This window comes from Sphingobacterium sp. UT-1RO-CII-1, from assembly GCF_026711005.1.
GTDB lineage: Bacteria > Bacteroidota > Bacteroidia > Sphingobacteriales > Sphingobacteriaceae > Sphingobacterium.
On the sequence record NZ_JAPPVJ010000004.1, the window covers coordinates 94,398 to 114,207 of the forward strand.

General features: G+C 38.2%; 11 protein-coding genes. 7 read left to right on the top strand and 4 right to left on the bottom strand.

Annotation, left to right across the window (positions count from 1 at the left end):
- Positions 1-51: 51 nt before the first annotated feature.
- The 4 genes from ORI89_RS10210 to ORI89_RS10225 all read right to left on the bottom strand — a co-directional run bounded on the left by ORI89_RS10210 (position 52) and on the right by ORI89_RS10225 (position 7,166).
- Positions 52-1,860, bottom strand: coding sequence for a RagB/SusD family nutrient uptake outer membrane protein (locus ORI89_RS10210; protein ID WP_268230376.1), 1,809 nt, complete (start codon positions 1,858-1,860; stop codon positions 52-54).
- Positions 1,861-1,912: 52 nt separating this feature from the next.
- Positions 1,913-5,356 (bottom strand): TonB-dependent receptor, encoded by a 3,444-nt coding sequence (locus tag ORI89_RS10215; RefSeq protein ID WP_268230377.1) that lies wholly within the window; start codon positions 5,354-5,356, stop codon positions 1,913-1,915.
- Between the two features lie 116 nt (positions 5,357-5,472).
- On the bottom strand, positions 5,473-6,561 hold the full coding sequence (locus ORI89_RS10220; RefSeq protein ID WP_268230378.1) for a FecR family protein: 1,089 nt from the start codon (positions 6,559-6,561) through the stop codon (positions 5,473-5,475).
- A 65-nt stretch (positions 6,562-6,626) separates the two neighbouring features.
- On the bottom strand, positions 6,627-7,166 hold the full coding sequence (locus ORI89_RS10225; protein WP_268230379.1) for an RNA polymerase sigma factor: 540 nt from the start codon (positions 7,164-7,166) through the stop codon (positions 6,627-6,629).
- Between the two features lie 333 nt (positions 7,167-7,499).
- Here ORI89_RS10225 and ORI89_RS10230 point away from each other — a divergent pair, with 333 nt between their 5' ends.
- The 7 genes from ORI89_RS10230 to ORI89_RS10260 all read left to right on the top strand — a co-directional run bounded on the left by ORI89_RS10230 (position 7,500) and on the right by ORI89_RS10260 (position 19,775).
- Complete coding sequence (locus tag ORI89_RS10230; protein WP_268230380.1) at positions 7,500-8,081, top strand: RNA polymerase sigma factor; 582 nt, start codon at positions 7,500-7,502, stop codon at positions 8,079-8,081.
- Between the two features lie 64 nt (positions 8,082-8,145).
- Positions 8,146-9,345 (top strand): FecR family protein, encoded by a 1,200-nt coding sequence (locus ORI89_RS10235; protein WP_268230381.1) that lies wholly within the window; start codon positions 8,146-8,148, stop codon positions 9,343-9,345.
- 272 nt (positions 9,346-9,617) lie between these two features.
- A complete protein-coding gene (locus ORI89_RS10240) occupies positions 9,618-12,944 on the top strand; it encodes a SusC/RagA family TonB-linked outer membrane protein (RefSeq protein ID WP_268230382.1) in 3,327 nt (1,108 codons plus the stop codon).
- A 111-nt stretch (positions 12,945-13,055) separates the two neighbouring features.
- The gene (locus ORI89_RS10245) at positions 13,056-14,942 is read left to right on the top strand and encodes a RagB/SusD family nutrient uptake outer membrane protein (protein ID WP_268230383.1); all 1,887 of its coding nucleotides are present in this window, start codon (positions 13,056-13,058) and stop codon (positions 14,940-14,942) included.
- A gap of 98 nt (positions 14,943-15,040) precedes the next feature.
- Positions 15,041-15,535, top strand: a complete 495-nt coding sequence (locus ORI89_RS10250; RefSeq protein ID WP_268230384.1) for a DUF5018-related domain-containing protein — start codon at positions 15,041-15,043, stop codon at positions 15,533-15,535.
- Between the two features lie 11 nt (positions 15,536-15,546).
- Positions 15,547-16,920, top strand: coding sequence for an endo-alpha-N-acetylgalactosaminidase family protein (locus ORI89_RS10255; RefSeq protein WP_268230385.1), 1,374 nt, complete (start codon positions 15,547-15,549; stop codon positions 16,918-16,920).
- Between the two features lie 191 nt (positions 16,921-17,111).
- Positions 17,112-19,775, top strand: coding sequence for a beta-galactosidase (locus ORI89_RS10260; protein ID WP_268230386.1), 2,664 nt, complete (start codon positions 17,112-17,114; stop codon positions 19,773-19,775).
- Positions 19,776-19,810 lie beyond the last annotated feature (35 nt).

Here is a 19,810-nt window from a genome sequence, read left to right on the forward strand (position 1 = left end):
TGTTTGTTTTCTTTAGCAGTTGCAAACAAGGAGGTTAAGGTTTAATTTAAATTATTTCCAGCCCGGATTTTGATCCAAATTTTCGTTCAAAACCAATTGGTTTGTAGGTAACGGGTAGAGGTAATAGTGGCTTAAGAAACCTGTTGGTGTATTAAAATACCATAGGAAGCCAGAGCCCTGTGTGAGGGTATTCCCATTTTTATCTTGTATTTTTAATAGTTCGCCGCTACCATATTCTGATTTGTCGATATAAGCGCCCAATGGCTTCTTGTTTAAGGTTTCAGGAGCTGTCTTCCAACGGCGAATGTCGTTAAAAGCAAAACCTTCACCAACAAGTTCTATTTTACGTTCTCGGCGAATTTCCCATAAAATAGGAGCAACCTTACTGTCTCTTTGATTATCCCACTGATGATCAATTAAAGATAAAGTCATTGCCGCCACTCCGGCTCTTTCCCTAAGTTTATTGATAGTAATATCTGCTATGTCTTGAGTAAACTGGTTAAGTTCATAAGAGGCCTCCGCATAATTGAGCATCACTTCTTCTATTCTAAAAATAGGAGCATCAGTAGTGTTGGTGCCAACAGATGAAGCGTCTGTAGTTTCATTATAGAATTTCCACATGAAGTAACCCATGTTTGTAGCTCCCCAGTTATGATAACCATTTGTAGAACTACGAAGATTAGGATTGCGTCCAGAGTAAAAGTTGCGAAAGTTAGAATATGGTAAAGATTTGGCACCTTTCCACTCAGCATGGTTAATCAGGTCAATATATTCGCTATCGTGTGGGTTAGGCGAACGCTCCCATGTGGAATAGCTCCCTGAATTAGGACTCCCAGTCCGATAAGGAGGACATACTGTTGTATATAATCTTGTGTCTCTATTCCGAAAATTTGAATACTCATCTTGAAAACCAGCATATAAAGGGCTCGTACTAATAGGGCGTCCATCGGTGCATAAATAAGAGTCTACCAATGCTCTAGTAGCTTCGACACGGGCCTCCCCCGTGCGGACACTTCGAGTACGTGAATGCATAGTATACGGACTAGCATACTCTTTATACAATAATATTCCTGGCATACTGGCTAAACTTTCTGAATTGAATAGCAAGTCGTAGTTTGACGAAATATGAGGGTGTTTCTGTAATACTCGCTCGGCAGAAAGACGAGCTGCTTGTAGATAAGTATTAGCATCGGAAAGATTATGGTATTTTCTCCAAGTACCTTCAAAAAGACCAAATCTAGAGATGAACGCATGAACAACAGAACTGTTTATTGTGTTTGGTTTTTTGTCTTGAATATTTTCAGAAGCATATTGTAAATCTCTTAATATATTCTGAGCAATGAGGTCTCTGGTGTCTCTTTTCGTATAAAGAGCTGGGTCGTTTTCATTTAGCACATGTTCGATCCATGGGACTTCTCCAAATTTAGATAAGAGTATGTAGTAGCGATAGGAACGAAAGAAATATCCTACCGATCTCCAGTGTGTTTTTTCAGACTCAGTCATGTTGGAAGCATCAATTTTACTAAGCATAAGATTAACTTGTCTAATAAACTTAAAGTCCCAATCACCATCACTTGACGGAATGATAACACGTGACATAGACCAGGGGCTTTCGCCTCCAGCAGATAGTTTGACAAAATTGCCGCCATTTACATCATCGTCAAAATCTATTGAGTTGTATCCCGGAAATATATCATAAAGACTTAATGCAAATGTTTCAAAATTTTCGGAAGTAATAAAAGCTGTCATTTCTGTCTGTTGATCTTTAGGCAGAATGTCTAGAAATTCATTGTTGCAAGACTGGAAGATGAGTAAGCTTGATATAAAAGTATATATTGTTTTGATTTTAAACCTTTTCATAGTTAATAGATTTATAGCGTTAATACCTAATTACGAGTTAGAAAGAATGGTTCTAAAAACCAGCTTTCAGGCCGAACGAATATTGTCTCATAAACGGATAATTCCAACCGCCACCTCTGCTGCTAGCTTCAGGGGCCATCCCGTCAGGAAGATGATTAAAGGATAGGGCATTTTCTACACCAGCAAATACTGTCAGCATCCGCAGTAGATTTTTGTCTTGCTTATTAAGTGGTACTTTGTAGCTTAAACTAATATTTCTCAGGTTAAAGAAAGCTCCATTTAATTTGTATTTTGTCTGTATGAGACGATTAGCTTCTGAATTTCCTTTTGCTTTTTCGTAAACTTTAGGGTAATAAGCATCTTTATTATCAGGTGTCCAATAATCAATTTGATGGGACATTAAAGTGCTATACTCGTTTTGCCATGGCCAAAAAAGCTCATTATTATACCATAGATCACGCTTGCCAATACCATTGACTATAAATGAGAAGGTGAAGTTTTTCCAGTCTAATGAGCCATTAATTCCGTATTGGAATCTACGGGTTCTATTGCCAAGAATAACGCGGTCGCCCGAATTATCTAATGTGCTCTGTCCGGCATTAATTATTCCATCACCATTGAGATCAACGTAGAGGATGTCGCCCGGATTGGGGCTATAACCTTCTACAGCAGGTATTCCTGGTTTGAGTTTGCCATGTTCGAAATCAGAATCTTGGTAAAAACGATCAGTAATATACCCCCATTGCTCGTTAATATTTTGTCCAACGTAGTATTGAGTAAGTAGCCCTGACGCATTATTGAATTTGGTTATTTTTGTATTACTGTCAAATAAATTTGCACCTATCGTATATTTTAGTTGACCAGATTGACCTCTGTAACTTATCGCTAGATCCCAGCCTTTAGTAGTTAAATCAGCTGAGTTTTGTAAAGGAGCCTCATCGCCCAAGACGGCAGGTAGCTCTGCGCCGGCTGCTAGCATACCTTTTGTATCTCTTTGATACCAATCAAAAACAAGGTTGACACTATTGTTAAGAAATCCCAAATCTAAACCTAAATTTGTGGTTTGCACTTTTTCCCATGTGAAGGATTGGCTAACCAGGCTAGGCATTTTTAAAGAATACACTAACTTACCGTTAACAAGCCACTCAGGGTTGTAAGTGGACATACCTGGAATGTAAGCATAAGGGTCTATGTTCTGATTGCCGATATTTCCCCATGACGCACGGACTTTCATTTCAGAGAGTATCTTCTTTGAAAAACGCATAAAAGACTCTTCACTTAAACGCCAACCGCCAGATAATGAGGGGAAGAAGCCAAATCTAGACTTTTTTGCAAATTTTGACGAACCGTCATAACGAGCATTGGTTTCAAAAAGATATTTGCCTTGATAATCGTAGTTAATCCGATAAAAACCACCACGGATGGAGTATTCAGAAAATGAGTCGTCAGCAAATGTTTCGCCAACAGCGCCAGATATAGATGGTAGATTTTGGTTAATGATGTTGGTGCGATATATAAGATGTTCTGACCAATCAAAGTGTTCTTGGTTAAAACCAACCATGAATTTCATATTGTGATCACCTATAGTTGCACTATAATCACCAAATATATTTAAAGCACTATATACTGTATTATCAGTAACGTGTTGAAATTTCTGATTTTCCGCCGTGGTTGATTTTTGTAAACCGGTTTCATATCGGATATAAGACCAAATGGGATTAAAAGAGTCTGTTTCTCCAAACTTTTTATCAATGGTATATTGTGTCGTAATATTTAAGCCCCTAAAAGGTTTAATATATAAATTCCCAGAAGCTCGGATATTATTTGCTTTGTTGGTGGTGGGGAAAGCGTTTTCTATAACAGTACGAGGCGAGAAATATGGATAATGGTTGCCATCTAACAAGGCTTCACCAATAGGAGTATAGCTCGGAAAAGAAACAGCTCCTGTCCATATACCATAAGGGACATCAGAAGTTGGGAATTTTTTTATGCCTGATGCCATCCGGATATCAAGTTCAGGAATTAACCAGCTTAACGCTTGTGAGCGAACGAATGCTGATACATTGTAGCGCTGATAAGAGTCTTTATTAGTAATAAGGACACCATTATCGTAGTTATAACCCAGACCAAGCCTGTATGATATATTGTCGTTGCCACCGTAGGCAGATAGGTTGTTGATTTGAGACACACCAGCACTCTGCATCATATCTTTAAACATATCGCGGTTAGCAAGATTGTACATGACGCCATCTTCTAAAAGATGCCCTTCGGGAGCTATTGAAGGCTGACTTTCATAATCGGATAAAAGTTCGAGCCAACGGTCAATATTCTCGCCGCCCACATAAGAAGCTAAACCGGCATCTTTGTACATTTTGACTGTTTGAAAAGGTGTAGCTTTTTTGGGTAGATCATAGGGTTTTGAAAGAGAGGTGTTTGTAGAAAAATCTAGTAGAAATCTATCATCATTTAGGCCTTTTTTAGTGGTTATCAGTATAACACCAAAAGCAGCTCTAGCGCCGTAAACCGCAGCAGAGGCTGCATCTTTAAGCACAGTTACAGATTCAATATCTTCAGGGTTGATTAGATCTAGATCCATTTCGACATTATTAATGAGAATTAGTGGTTTGCCACCGTTGCCATTTATTGTTCCTGTAGCGCCTCTTATAGTAAGGTCACTACTGGCTCCGGGCTCTCCTGCTGTTTTGGTGATTTGTAACCCAGGGATAGCACCAACTAAAGCATCAGATAGTGATGAAACAGGTCGGTTACCCAGCGTTTTATCCATCTGAACAGTAGCTGTTGCGCCTGTCAGATTGGCCTTTTTCTGTGTGCCATAACCTACCACAACCACTTCGTCTAGTTGGTCGATAATTTCTGACAGGGTGATGTCGTAACTCTTTCTGTCATCCAGTGTCAGTGTTTGAGTTTCATAACCAATGAATTCGAAAATTATTTTGTCAGCTTTATTAGACGATATGGAAAATTGACCATCTTCATCACTGGAAGTTGATTGTCCATTGGATGAACGGACTGTTACACCAGCTAAGGGAAGACCGTTTTTGTCTTTAATTTTTCCTTGAACCTTTTCCTGCTGTTTAATGACAGGAACGCTCTCTGGTTTTGCTTTTTTTTGCGCTTTATTTTGTTCAATTAATATCCTATTGCCCGATATAGAAAAGCTAAGCCCGTTTTTTACTAGCACTTCATCTAAAGCTGTTTTTAAGTCGGAGTTTTTTAATTGAACGGATATTTTCCCAACAGATTTTAGATCGTCTTCTAAGTATAGAAAATGATAACCACTTTGTTTGCCTAAGTTGGTTATGACTTCTTTTATATGGACCGATTGGCTATTTAGATTGATTACTTGTGCTTTTATACTAGCACTCAGCTGAGTGCTACCTAGCAGAATGAGTACTATTATGAATTTAAGCATAATCAACACTTTAAGGTGAGGGGATTTGATAATGCCCTCATTTGCAATATAATTTTTATACATTTGTTTTAGGTTTAAAACTTAAAAATTGAGATAACTTATGTTTGAACCCATGTCTTTACGGGCATTTGATCAGGAGTGTTGGTAGCATTCCTGATTTTTTATATTTGAGTATTGTTTTATCTTATTAGAATCACCTCCTTTCCTTCGATTTTAAATTCAACATTACTCAATAAAGAGAGGTCTTTTAGTAAATCTGTTAATGGTAAGTCCTTTGGAAAAGTACCTCCTATTTTTACTTTATTAATATATTTATTGGCTTTTACAGTGATATTATACCATTTTGAAACTTGTGACATAACATCGAATAGGTCTGTCTGATTAAATGTGAAATAGCCATCTTTCCAGGACGTTTCGCTTGCTATATCAAAGGCTGTTTCTTGAATTGTTTGTTTGTCCACGTGCGCCGTTATTTTGCGACCAGGTGATATTTTGTATGTTTTATTATTGGTGTTGAAGCTTACTTGGCCTTCTACTAATGCTGTCTCTACAAAATTTTCACCTGCATAGGATTTAATATTAAACTGTGTACCCGTGACTTCTACATTTGAGTGGTGAGTGTTTACAATAAAGGGGTGTTGCTTGTCGGATGTGACCTCAAAGTAAGCTTCTCCATCAACTTTTACGATCCTTTTGTCTTCCTTGGATAATTTGGAGGAAAATTCAAATTTAGTTCCTGCATTCAGCCACACTTTGGTGCCATCAGGTAGTATTAAATTTAACTGTTTTTGCTGCGGTATTTGTATAGTTGTTGTGGCGTTAGGTTTGGGCTGGTCAAGAACTGAACTGTTTTGTAAGTCTAAAATATTGATTTCAGAGGCTAATTCTGTAATATCACCATTTGAGCTTTGAACTATTATCTGCTCGCTGCTCAATTCTTTTGCTTGTGCTAGTATGACGGTGTTTTCATCGGAAGGTGTTTTGCCTATCTTCCAAAATAACCCGAACGTTATTACCAAAATAGCTGCTGCGGCTGTAGAATAATAGAATAGACGTGTCTTTTTGGGTTTGTCTTTCCTGATTTTTTGCTCAATACCGCTTATTATTTTTTGTTCTAGTTGTTTCTTGTGGCTCTCATTTTCCCATTCCCAACGGTTCTTAGCAGCATGTTTAACTATTAAGTGTTCAATTTTTTTTTCATCGCTTGGAGAAAGTTTCTCTTCAGCGTAATCTCTTAATATTTTTTTGAATTTTTCTGCGTCACTCATAAGGTTTTTTTAATTGCTCTATAATAGTAAGAGCTTTTAAAAGACACTTGGTAGTAGAAAAAATATTAAAAAAATAAAATAAGTAAAAGTGGAGTAGAATATTTAGCGCTGAGTTTTAGTTTAAGTATCTTGATAGCATTGCTTATCTGTTTCTTTACCGTTTTATCAGACTTACCAAGACGTTGGGCAATTTCAGCATAACTTAGCCCCTCAAATCTACTAAGAATAAACATTTCTTTCATCTTTGAAGGAAGATGTTCAACTTCATGATCGATCAAAGTGCTCAATTCTTTGTATACTAACCAATCGTCTACTAGGCTTTCTGTTGAAGAGTAGTTATTTGCAAAATTGTTTCGATATGTTTCTTCCCTAAGTGATTGCTTTAAGCGTTTGAAAGCTATATTTCTGGCCATTATGAAAAGGAAAGAGCGAATAGAACGGATCTCGGATAGTTTTTCACGTATGTCCCAAAGGTCAACAAATGTCTGTTGCACGACATCGGAAGCCTCATCCTCATCGGGTAATATGCGGATAATTTGTTTAAATAGGTTTTCCCAATGTTCCTTGTACAGTGTTGAAAAGTCAAAAAGGTCTTGGTTATTCATTTGACTCAAAAATTTATATGCTTTCTAATATTAATCGGTTTATAGAACAAACATACATAAAAATCATATATAATGTAATCATGTAGATGAAAGGCTATATAGTTAGCTTTTATCAATTTTGAGAATCTTTTTTGTGTTTTCAAGTATCAGAAAGGTGTTTTGATGTTTTTTTTAACGAAACAAAATCTTTTAAATTTTCTTTACAGTAATGCTGTTTTTTTTGTAAAAAAGTCAAAGCTATGTTGAGAAGAGAAAACTTTAATAAATAAATTGCTATCATTGTACCTAATATTTGACAGTGTGTAAATCTTAAACCATAATACGACACGTTTCATGAATGCTAATTTGACTGAGCAAAACTTATTGTTGAAACTCTCCTCTGGTGACGATAAAGCTTTTACAGCTTTATACCAAGCTTACCGAGAGAAAGTGTATGCAGGGGCCTATAAGTTGTTGAAAAGTCATGAACAAGCACAGGAAATATTGCAAGATGTTTTTATGAAGGTTTGGTTGAATAGGGCTTCAGCCAATTCGGTTACTAATTTTAAGTCTTATCTATATACTATTACGCGAAATACGGTATACGATCATTTCCGCAAAATAGCGAACGACTCCAAAAAAATAGAAGAGTTTATCTTAGAAGCAACACTTTTTCAGACAGCTTCTGTCGAGCAAACTATTGCTTATAAAGAATTGGAAGGTAAGCTTGCATTAGTTCTGGAAAAGATGCCTCAGAAATGTAGAGAAGTATTTGTTTTATGTAAGATCGAAGGACGCAGCTACAAAGAGGTGTCGGAGATGTTGAATATTTCTACAGCAACCATAAATAACCATATCGTCAAGGCTTCTCGCATACTCAAAGCAAATTGGGAACCTGAATATTTATCTTTTTTTCTTTTTTTATATTTTACGTAGTTGGTTTTTCTTTAGTAGGCGTCTATTAAGTATAGACGAATCAATTGAAGTTTAAAACAAACCTGTGCGTAAAGAAGATATAAAAATACTGTTTGACAAATATCTTCAGAATAAATGTTCTGAAGAAGACTTGCGTTTACTATTGTCTTATTTTAAAGATGAAAATAATAGAGAAGTTTTTGATAAGCTACTAGAAGATTTTTATGAAGTAGAAGAAGAAAGCGTGAGAAATGATTTGTTCTTTTCGGAAAGAGAAAAATCTTTTGATACCGTTGATTTGTATTTGGAGAAACTGATCCATCAGGAGAAAAGACACCCTAAGTATTTTATTAGAACTATTAAAGCATGGCATTATGCAGCAACGTTAGCAGCAGTTTTGCTTCTTTTCTTTTTTTACAGAAGCTATTTACCTAATGATGATGAAAACCTTGACGTATTTTCATCTAATTACACATCTGTTTTATCTAATGCTATCTATCCAGAGGTGCATCTGTCAAATGTTGTGTTTGGTCAGAGAGAGTTACTGAGAGTAGGAAGTGTTCGGTTGTTGCAGCTGTCTAAGAACTATTTAAAGGTAGTCGAATCTATTTCTGAAGCTAGGGACTCTCTCGCATATAACTCTTTAAAGTTAACTGTTGCTCCGGGGCAATGCGTTATGGTGGAGCTTGCCGATGGTACTCGTGTAACGGTTAATTCGGCATCTGATTTTTATTTCCCATTGCTATACCAAGAAAAACAGCGAACGGTAGAGTTAGATGGCGAAGCTTATTTTGATGTGGCGAGTAATAAGGATGTTCCTTTTTTTGTGAAATCATTAGATCAGGTAGTACAGGTTTACGGTACACGATTTAACGTTAAAAACTATAAAGACGATGAAGTGATTAAAACGTCATTAATAGAAGGTAAGGTGTCCGTGAGGAAACGTGATAGAAAAACAAATGAAGAATATATCTTAAGCCCAGGGGAACAGATTAGGTTGGAGAGAGCATCTAAAGAAATAGAGTTGGAGCGTTTTAAAACCGAAAAAGAGATTCTCTCCTGGACAAAGGGCGAGTTTGCTTATGATAATGTAGCGCTTAAAGTTATTTTAAAAGATTTGGCCAGATGGTATAATGTGGAGGTTGATTGGAAGACAATACCGGACTTGAGGTTCCAGGGCATTATACCGCAAAAATACGCACTAGAAAAAGCATTAAATCTGTTAGGAGAAACAGGAGGTATTCAGATTGAAATGAAAGAGAATTTAATAACCGTTAAACCATAAATATGAAATTCTCATGTTTCCTTAACCGAGCTTGCGAACTCATGAGTTCCATATAGAAGATTTACAAACGAATAATTATTTAGAGATGAAGACTTAAAAAATAAAAAAACGGATGTGTTCGTACCACACCCGTTAAATGTTAGGAAGAATTAATCAATTTTTTAAACCCAACAAACAAAAGTATGAATTTTAAAATTCAATACGAGAAATCGTATTATCTATTGCCTAATTTTTGGTCTAGGACGATTATTAACTGTAGAAAATTGCTAGTTATGAATATAATAGTTGCTGTTTTGCTGTTTTGTTCATTGTCTCTTTCGGCAGAGGTTTATTCCCAAAACATCAATTTGCATTTAAAAAATGCATCAATGAGCGATGTCTTTAAAGAAATTGAGAGGCAAAGCGGTTATGATATTTTTTATAATGTTGACCTGATTGAGTCTTTAAGTAAGAAAAATGTTTCTGTCAATAAAGTTAACGTTAATGATGCGCTAAATGTAATTCTAAAGGAGACGGACCTGGAATACAAAATTGAAGACCGCATAATTGTCGTTTTTCCTAAAAAGAAACCGGAAGCTAATCAGGCTATAGTGCATGGAAAAATTGTTAATGAAGAGGGAGAAAGCCTGGCAGGTGCAACTATTTTGGAAAAAGGAACGACAAATGGAACAACAACGGGCCAGGATGGGGTTTTTCAGTTAAAAACAACAAAACAAGGAGCAATATTGGTTGTGCAGGTACTGGGGTATATTACACAGGAAGTGGCAATCAGTAATGCGTTTATGGATATTACGCTGATACGGGAGATTTCTCAGTTGGACGAGGTGGTCGTACAAGCTTATGGTACAACTACGAAAAGAAAAACTACCAGTGCGATTGCGACATTGGATATGACTAATGTGGCGACTATTCCGGTACAATCAGTTAACGATGGGATTGCAGGTCGATTGCCTGGCGTTATTGTAACCGCAAGTAGCGGTGCGCCCGGGTCTAAAAGTAGTATTTCGATCCGTGGCGGATTAACACCTTTATACGTTATTGATGATGTTATTCGGTCATCTAATGATTTTTCTAACCTTAATCCAAACGACATTGAAGACCTTTCCATCCTTAAGGATGCAGCGGCAACAGCTCTTTATGGTGTGTCTGCAGCGAATGGGGTAGTGGTGGTGCGTACAAAAAAAGGTAAAGAAGGTCGCATGAGTTTGAGCTATGCTTACAATCAAATATTTTCGCAGCCTACCTTATTCCCGAAGAGGGTTAGTTCGTACGATCGATTTTCGATGATCAATAGATTGTATAAGGATGAAACAGGAGCTGCTTACATTTCAGATGAGGATCTTGAGAAATACCGTACAGGTTCTGACCCTTATAACTTTCCGAATACAGACTGGCAGAAGTTGACTATGAAAGATTTTGCATCAGAAATGCGGCATGACTTATCTGTAACATCGGGAACGAAATTGTTGAAGTACTATGGAGGACTCTCTTATTATGATCAAGGGTCTATTCTTAAAACGGATAATAATTATAATAAACGGATGACCTATCGTTTAAATACGACAAGTACATTTGAAAAATTAAATTTGACGGCCACGACAGGGTTCGATGGTTTTATTGAGAATAACGCTGTCCCGGCACAAGGAAATGTTGGCTTTGATGATCCTAATGGAGCGTATTATACGATTTACTCGCATATTCAGAACGTCCCTACAAATGCTTTGGCAATGAATGAGTTTGGACTCCCTTCTACTCATCCTGATAACCCTTTCCGCGAACTTGACCCAAAGTCAGGCTACAACAAAGCGAAAGCAAAGGTGCTAAATGTAAACCTGGGTTTAGAATACGCTGCTCATTTCTTGGAAGGATTAAAATTTAAATTTAATGGGACCTATAACTCCTACAATAACACGCGTAAAATGTGGAGTTACCTTGCACCAGGGTATATGCTCGGAAGTACGACTCCCGTTAATGCTAACGCACCTAGTTTGACAGTTGGGCAAGGAGAAGGTGCAATGTTAACCTTACAAGGGTATGTGATGTATAATAAGCGTTTTGGTGATCATGAAATTGATTTTACGGGGGTATATGAGCAACAAGAAGGTGATGCATCGAATATAAGAGGAAGTAGGGTCAATTACCAGATTATTTACGATCAGATGGTTGCTGGTCCTGCTACGGATCAAAGTGTGTCGGCCGGTGAGGGCGAGGAGGCACGTGCTGCTTATTTAGGTCGTTTGTCGTATGGTTATAAATCCCGTTATTCGGTCGAAGTTTCACTTCGGAGGGATGGTGATTATCTGTTTCCTCCAAAAAGTCAGTGGGGAAATTTCTATGCTTTTTCTGGAAACTATATCCTATCAGATGAACCATTTATGCAATCGCTTAAAGAAAGGCACATTATTGATTTTTTGAAACTAAGAGGTTCGTTCGGTGTATTGGGAGATAAGAAAGACTTTGCAAGCGGAGAAAACATCGATGCTTTCCAATATGTGCCTGCGTACTCAATCAACCCTACAGCTTGGGTAATAAATGGGAATATGGTGCAAGGAACTTCCGAACCGGAAAGCTTGCCTAATGCTACTTATTCCTGGCAAGAAATCAAAAGTAGAAACATAGCGCTGGAATTTGGAACTTTAAATAGCAAATTGAATGGTTCGTTTGATTACTATTATACCGAACGATCTGGATTTGTAGTGGGGGACCCTCGTTTTGCGCAGACGCTGGGTATAGGTTTGCCACGTATTAATTTTGAAGATGCCGAGTATAGGACGGAAGGGTATGATATCAATGTAAATTGGAGCGATAAAATTAGGGATTTTACTTATCGTATCGGTCTTAATTATACGTATTCCAATTCGCTTTGGGCACGTACGCCTGATGAAACGGAGGCTGATTTGAAAAATCCATATACTAGAAAATCAGGAATACCGGGTAGTTTTTATGGAAATGGTTATCAAAACTTAGGTTTTTATACGAACAATAGTGATTTGCTAACCGGAGCACACGTAGCAGGAGGAGGCTTTGCGGCAGGTGACTTGCGATATTTTGACGCAAACGGTGATGGGCAGATTAATAGCGCGGATAATCGTAGGATTGGAAGTAGCACCTTCCCGAGAAGTAATTATGGGCTTACAGTAGACCTTGGCTATAAAGGGTTTTCTTTTAGTACCGTGATACAGGGAGCGGGTAGCAGAGATCGCTATCTTGGTGGTGTATTGCAAGGTGATATTGATGTGGTTAGTAGATTTCCATATGACTTCCAAGCTGATTATTGGCGCCCGGATAATACCGCTCCTTTATATCCAAGAGCAGTGACAAATGCGAGTGTGAATAGTAGAAATAATTTGGCGGAAAGCGATTTTTACCTCTTACAGTCTAAATATTTACGATTGAAATATTTACAGTTAGGTTACGATTTTAAGCATACTCTTTTGAAGAATGCACCATTTCAACAATTGAGAATGTTTTTATCAGGAACGAATCTATTAACATTCTCAAATAGTAAAAAGTTCTTTATAGATCCAGAGTCAGACGTCAGTAACTATCAATACCCGATACAACGGACTTTTGCTATTGGTGTGAACGCAACATTTTAAAATAGTAACTACTGAATACCCGCTTAGTCTGCTAGACTGATAAGGTGTAGATAAATTGAAAATATCGTATTTGTAACGATCAATTGAATGAAAATATTTAATGAAATTGGAATGAAAAAACTAAATATTTATATACTAACACTCGGATGTTTGCTGCTGATTTCTTCGTGTAAAGATGTCTTGAATGTCCAGCCATATGACCGGATAAGTGAGGATATCATATGGAGTACAAAAGCGAATGCGGAGACATTTATTTTTGGATCTTATGGTATCATGGAACGTTATAACACGGGGCCAGGGCAAGATGTGTATACGTCCAACATACAGGCAAATGACGGGACAGCAAGAAGTGCTTTTAATGTTTTTCGAGAAATTGTCGATAATACTTATGACGCAGGCTTTAATAATTGGGCGCAAGTACGTCGGAGTAATATGATTATCCAGAAAGTAACCGAATCTGTAGGAATATCAGAAGAAGATAAAAAACCTTTGATTGCAGAAGGGAAGTTTTTAAGGGCGATGAGCTATTATGATGTTGCCCGTAAAATAGGTCGTATTGTATGGATAGATAAGGTATTAAAAGAGGATGACGAGCTATTGCTGCCAACAACAGCGAACCCTTATGAATCTTATGGCTATATAATAAAGGATTTAGAGGATGCAGTAGCTGATTTACCGACTACAAAAATAGCCGGTAGAGCTAATAAGTATGTTGCCGCCGCTTTTTTGACGGAGGTGTGTTTACAGGCCTTGGCGTATAAAAACTACCCGAATGCAGCGAATGTTGATCCGAACGACCCACTGTTGGATAAGGTTATTACCAATGCTAATTTGGTGATAAAAGAAGGAGGCTATGAGATAGAGACAGATTATGAAGGGATGTTTAATCAAACCAAGAGTACCTCGCCGGAAATTATTTTTGCGGTATATAAAAAAGCAATTAATACAGTTATTCAAAACACCCCGATGCAATTGAGTATGCCCAATATATCGGTAGATAAAATAAATAAATTTGAAGGCTCGCCGTTGTTCAATAAGCCCGTGCCTTTTGAGTGTTGGCCAGAACACTTCCCATCACAAAATTTGGCAGACGCGTATTTAACTATTGATAAAGCGCAACCGAATAAAGCATTGCAATGGAACCAGACTTCGCAATATAAGGCTGCGGTTGATGAGGGGGTAAGTGTAATGATTCCGCATAGCAGGCTTGGCTTTCCACATGATAAAGTACCCAAGGCAGCAGACGAAAGTGTGGTGGTGCAGGGAAAAATAAAAGCGGGAAGTCAAGAGACACTTTGGACGTTAACAAATGAAAATCGTGACGCACGTTGGAAAGCTTCAATTTTAAGTGATTCGTCCATCTTTTATGAACAAACGATGACGATGACCATGCGTGGTAACGCTGGAAGATGGATCAGCATTAATGGTGGAGACTGGGGGGCTACAGCTACCAATATGTATTGGCGAAAAGGAATGTATAGTAATGTATCACCTTCGTTTTTGAATACCGTCACTACAGATTATCACTATGTCTCTATGCGTTTGGGAAGGGTGTACCTTAATCTTGCAGAAGCATATTTACTGAAAAACGATCTGACAAATGCACGCATTAATTTTAATAAAACGAGAGTAGAACATGGACAGCTACCTGCGTCATTAGCAGGTGATCTTAGTGCGGCATGGAAGGATTATAAAACAGAACGGAGGGTAGAGCTTGTTGGCGAAAATGATTATTACTATAGTTTATTAAGATGGGGGAGGTACGGAAATGATGCGAACAATGGGCTGCCGTCCGGAGGAACAATAGTAGAGCTGACGGAGCCTATGCGCGTATTAGATATTTCCAAAGATAGGAAGTCGTTTGCAATAGTTACAGGACCGTTTAATAACGCATATAATCAACGTGTCTTTAAACCGGAGCGACGTTACTTATTTCCTATACCGCAATCATTTATAGATAATAATGCAAACTTCGCACCTCAAAATCCGAATTGGTAACAAGGAACGCATCAAGAATCTATGTAGGCATGGCTATATAAACAATCAGGACGTAATTACATATATGGAATTCTAATGTTTCCTAAAATAAATATGATATGACAAAAATATTCAAAAATATAAAACTATTAGGTGTGCTATTTTTAAGTGTATTAGCTTCATCTTGTCTAAAAAAAGACCTGCCGGAATATCCCTTGTTTGATGGGAACTCTATTAGTGTCGTGAATGCAGAGCATAGGTTTAAAAGCAGAATTAAGACAATGCATGGAGAACCCATTATTACAATGAAAGGGTTGACAGTAAATAGTAAGATTGATGAAGCCAGCGGCACTATTGATGTGACCGTCATAATTCCAGAAGCCGAAACAGGAAGTGGAGCCGACTTTACAGCAGAAGAAAAAACACTTGTTAAGCAGAATTCAATCTGGTTCTATTATACAATTTCTACTGCAGCAACGATGACACCGTTGGATGGAACGGCTAAACCCGGTGATCCGGCGGATGCAACTAAACCACTTAAATATAGGGTTACGGCTGCAAATGGACAGTCTAAAGATTGGACAGTAAATGTTGTATCATTCAAAAATGAATAATGGTTTTTAAAATGCATATCGGATCCATTTTGTGCATGATATTCTTCCCCTTTTTTATTATAGCACAAAACCCGGCTCCTTCGGGTTGGCGACATCACTATGACCAAACGTTGGTAATGAAAATGTTTTTAGCAAAACCAGATGGTAAGGGAGGATCCGATATTTCTTTGAAATTCGAAGATGTGCTTAGCGTAGTTAAATACACGGACAACATGACGCTTCAAGTCCCTAAAATTATTTATTTAGTGGGATGGCAATATAACGGGCATGATGATCGATATCCAGCATTTTTTGGCGTGAATGAGGGGTTGAAGAGAAAGGAAGATCGTACAGCATTGGAAAGTTTACGTTGGTTGATTCGCGAGGCAAAGAAGTATAATACCACTATTAGTTTACATATTAATATGACGGATGCTTACGAGGATAGCCCCCTATGGCATACCTATGTGGAAAAAGATCTTATAGCTAAAACAGGCAATGGAAGATTGAAAGTTATTGGTAACTATAATGGTAAGAAAGCTTACCATATTAATTATAAAAGAGAGTGGGAGTCGGGGTGGGCACAGAAAAGAATAGACGCATTATTGTCTATGATACCTGAGCTTAAACAATCAGGTTCTATTCATTTAGATGCATGGCTTGCTAGGCCTAGTGAAGGACATCAAGAAGGAGAAGATGTGGATATGGAATACCAGAAGAAAGTGGCTGATTATTGGTTAGCACATGGTATTGACCCGACAACTGAATGGGTAATGCCGTATATGGTTGGGCGTGTGCCCTATTATTGGCATTTTAATGGGCAAACACAAGACAATTATTTAAAGCAGCCTGCATACCTGGTTACGGGGGCGCATTTTAACCCAGATTTGAAAAAGAGTGATTTTGGATTAGAGTTTTTGTTCGGTACAAGTATCTATGGTGAAACTGTCTTTCCGCGGAAAAGAAAATTTATACATGATACGGTATGGATGGCAAATTTTTCTAGAGATTTCTATCTTAATTTTATGCAGTATTCTTTTCTAAATAAATTGAAAAGGATAGGTGTTAGCGGTGAAGGTAGAGCTAGGGAGGCTCGTTTTGAAGATAATGTGTTGGTCAATTTAGCGGATAGTACGATTACAAAGGAAGGTAACCTATTGCGTAAAGGGGATACACTTTTTCTTCCTGTAACATGGATGAAAGATAGTGCATGGGTAGCGTATAGTAACAGCGGAGCGTCTGTCGTGAAGCAGGTGCCTATAGAATGGAAGGATGTGAAGCAGGTGTCTTTGTATCGGGTGTCAAAAGAAGGGACAGTATATGATAAGGAGTTGCCTGTCTTAGATCGTCAATTACTATTGGAGTTACCTCCGAATACGCCTTATGTTATTCAGCCTGTAAATTAACTGAGGGTTATGATGACCATCTCTGCAGGTAGTGAAGTGACAATAGATGCCGACAAGCCTGGGAAGTTAATATAGCTGGATGATGGGGTAATATAGTATGCATTTGTGTACGGATAAGAATTTAATTTTGAAACACACCTATTAAGCTCGAAATAGTAGAGTAATAGGATAATAGATTATGATATCAGAAAATGAAGCGTAAATATTTATATATAACGGTTGCATCTTTACTATATGCGTCGACAGGGTTTGCCCAGTATGATATGGACTTACGTAAGTCGGGAAATACACCTTTAACGTATTTGGATTTAGGTAACCCTGGGCCTAAAGGTAAAGAGATTAGGGTGAATAACTTGTATATGGAGGAGGGAGGTAAACCCATTTTTCCCGTTATGGGTGAGTTTCATTATGTACGTATGGATCATCGTTATTGGCGCGATGCTTTATTGAAAATGAAAGCATCGGGTATCGATATGGTATCTACATATGTTATGTGGAGTTTTCATGAAGAGGAGGAAGGAGTGGAAAATTGGTCTGGCGATCGTGATTTACGAAGATTTGTAGAGCTTTGCGCCGAATTGGATTTGAAAGTACATCTTCGGGCAGGGCCATATTGTAATGCCGAAATAAAGTATGGAGGGCTTCCGGAATGGATAGTGAATAATAAATCGTTATCAACGAGAAGTAATGATGAAATTTATTTGAATCACGCTCGTCAATGGTATAAAAAAGTTTATAAACAGGTGCAGGGGCTGTTGCATAAAGATGGTGGACCAATTATGGCATTACAGATAGAAAATGAGTTTGTGAAGCCGGGCATTGTTATCTCTCATTTAATGAATCTTAAAAACATGGCGGTAGAAGCTGGGTTTGATGTGCCAGTCTATTCGATGACGCATTGGATGGACAGTGAGTATCCGAAAGGAGAAATTGTGCCCTATGCAGGTTTTTATCTGGAAACGCCTTGGGTGACGAATAATGGTAAAATGACGCCGCCCACAAATTTTGAATATTTTACCTACAATAGACTGTCTGATAATATAGGGACAGATCTTATTAAGGTAGAAGGAGGGGTGGAGTCTTTTGATGGTTCGAAGAATGATTCGCCATTTTTCACCTGTGAAATCGGTGTGGGCTCTCCTACATTTTATAAGCGAAGGCCAGTAGTAGATGAAGGTATGGCCGGGGAGAATATCAGCTTACGCTTAGGAACGGGAGCTAACCTCATGGGATATTATATGTATGTGGGCGGAACAAACCCGAGGGGGCTGACGAATAAATATGGTATTGGCCCGTACTTTGGCTACGACTACCAGGCGCCTATACGTGAGTTTGGTACGCTAGGAACAGTAATGAAAGAAACCAAGAAGCTGAATTATTTTATGAATGAATTTGGCCCAGAATTAGCTCCTTTGGTAGCGTATCTACCCATAACAAATAAAGATCGGGATAATTTACAATGGGCGGTGCGGACAGATGGTTCTAAAGGTTACCTATTTGTATCCAATCATCTTTATCGCTACGATAGGAATGACTATAAGGGTGTGCAGTTTAAGTTGAAGCTCCGTAATGAAAGTTTAACTATACCCCGCCAACCTGTGACCGTCGTTAATAAATCATATTTTTTATGGCCATTTAATTTGAATATGGATGGTGTGAATTTAAAATATGGCACAGCACAGCCTATTACAGTACATGAAAGTAATGGAGTAAAGACGTATTTTTTCTTTGAGGATGACCAGATAGCTACAGAATACCTGATTGACAGCAAACAGGTGAAGGCGGTGTCGGCAAATGGGGCTAAAGTTGCTAAAGAGAAAGGGGGGTATTTTGTAGATGAAGTCCAAGCAGGTAGGTCGTCTATGATTACGATAGAGAAAAACGATGGTACACTTGTAAAGCTTGTCACCCTGACTGAAGAGGATTCAGATTATATTTGGAAAGGTGAAGTTGCGGGTTTTGATTTTGTGGCTATCACGAAGTCATCTTTAGTGGTGGATGATAATAAGCTCATAATAACAGATGAGAAACCTGACCAACAATTAGCTATGTATACAGCAGATGGTTTTACGGACAAAAACTATGCGAACATGACTAGGCAAGATGCAAGCTCTGGCTTTACGGTCTTGTCGCCCATGCATGGTGCATCATGGATACAGTCTGTCGATGGGCATGTTGTTGAACGGGTTTTTGACGCAAAGTCTTTGTCCGAGGTTGAAGAAGTGGTGCTGCGCTTTAAGAGTGAAGGCAGTACACAATTTTTCTTAAATGGAGTGGAGCTGGAAGTAGAGTCGTTGGGCACATACAATAAGATTGATTTGAAACCTCAGTTTATAATTGGAAAAAATGAATTGAGGTTTCAGTCGGCCGTAAAATCCAATCCAGTAGTTGCGCAGGTTGAAGTGCTGTATAAAAATGGGGTGCGTAAACTTTGGAATACGGACGAAACATGGAGCAATGGGGAAAAGAAAGCAGTAGCTGTTTTAGCTGGCAAAGCGATGCCGGCAGTTTATGCGGAGGAAGAGCATTTGGGGCTTTTCGAAATTAAAGTGCCGGATTTGAATAAGCTGACAAATGAACTAAGGTTGGAGGTGGATTTTGAAGGGGATGTAGCAACGGCTTATATCGGATCGGAGCCTTTTACTGATCGGTACCACGATGGTTCTAGCTGGATATTGGGCTTAAATAGACATAAGGAAGCTTTGCAAGATAATTCCCTGCTGTTGCGAATTAAGGGCTTTGTGGGGTCGACAGCTGATATCTTTTTGGAAGAGGACGTAGATCGTGAAGGTAGTATGGTGCCTAAAGTTCAAAAGGTGGTGGTAAAGTCAGATTATAGCTATACGATAAATTAATGTGTTGAACAACCTGTTAGACGTAGTAATACGCA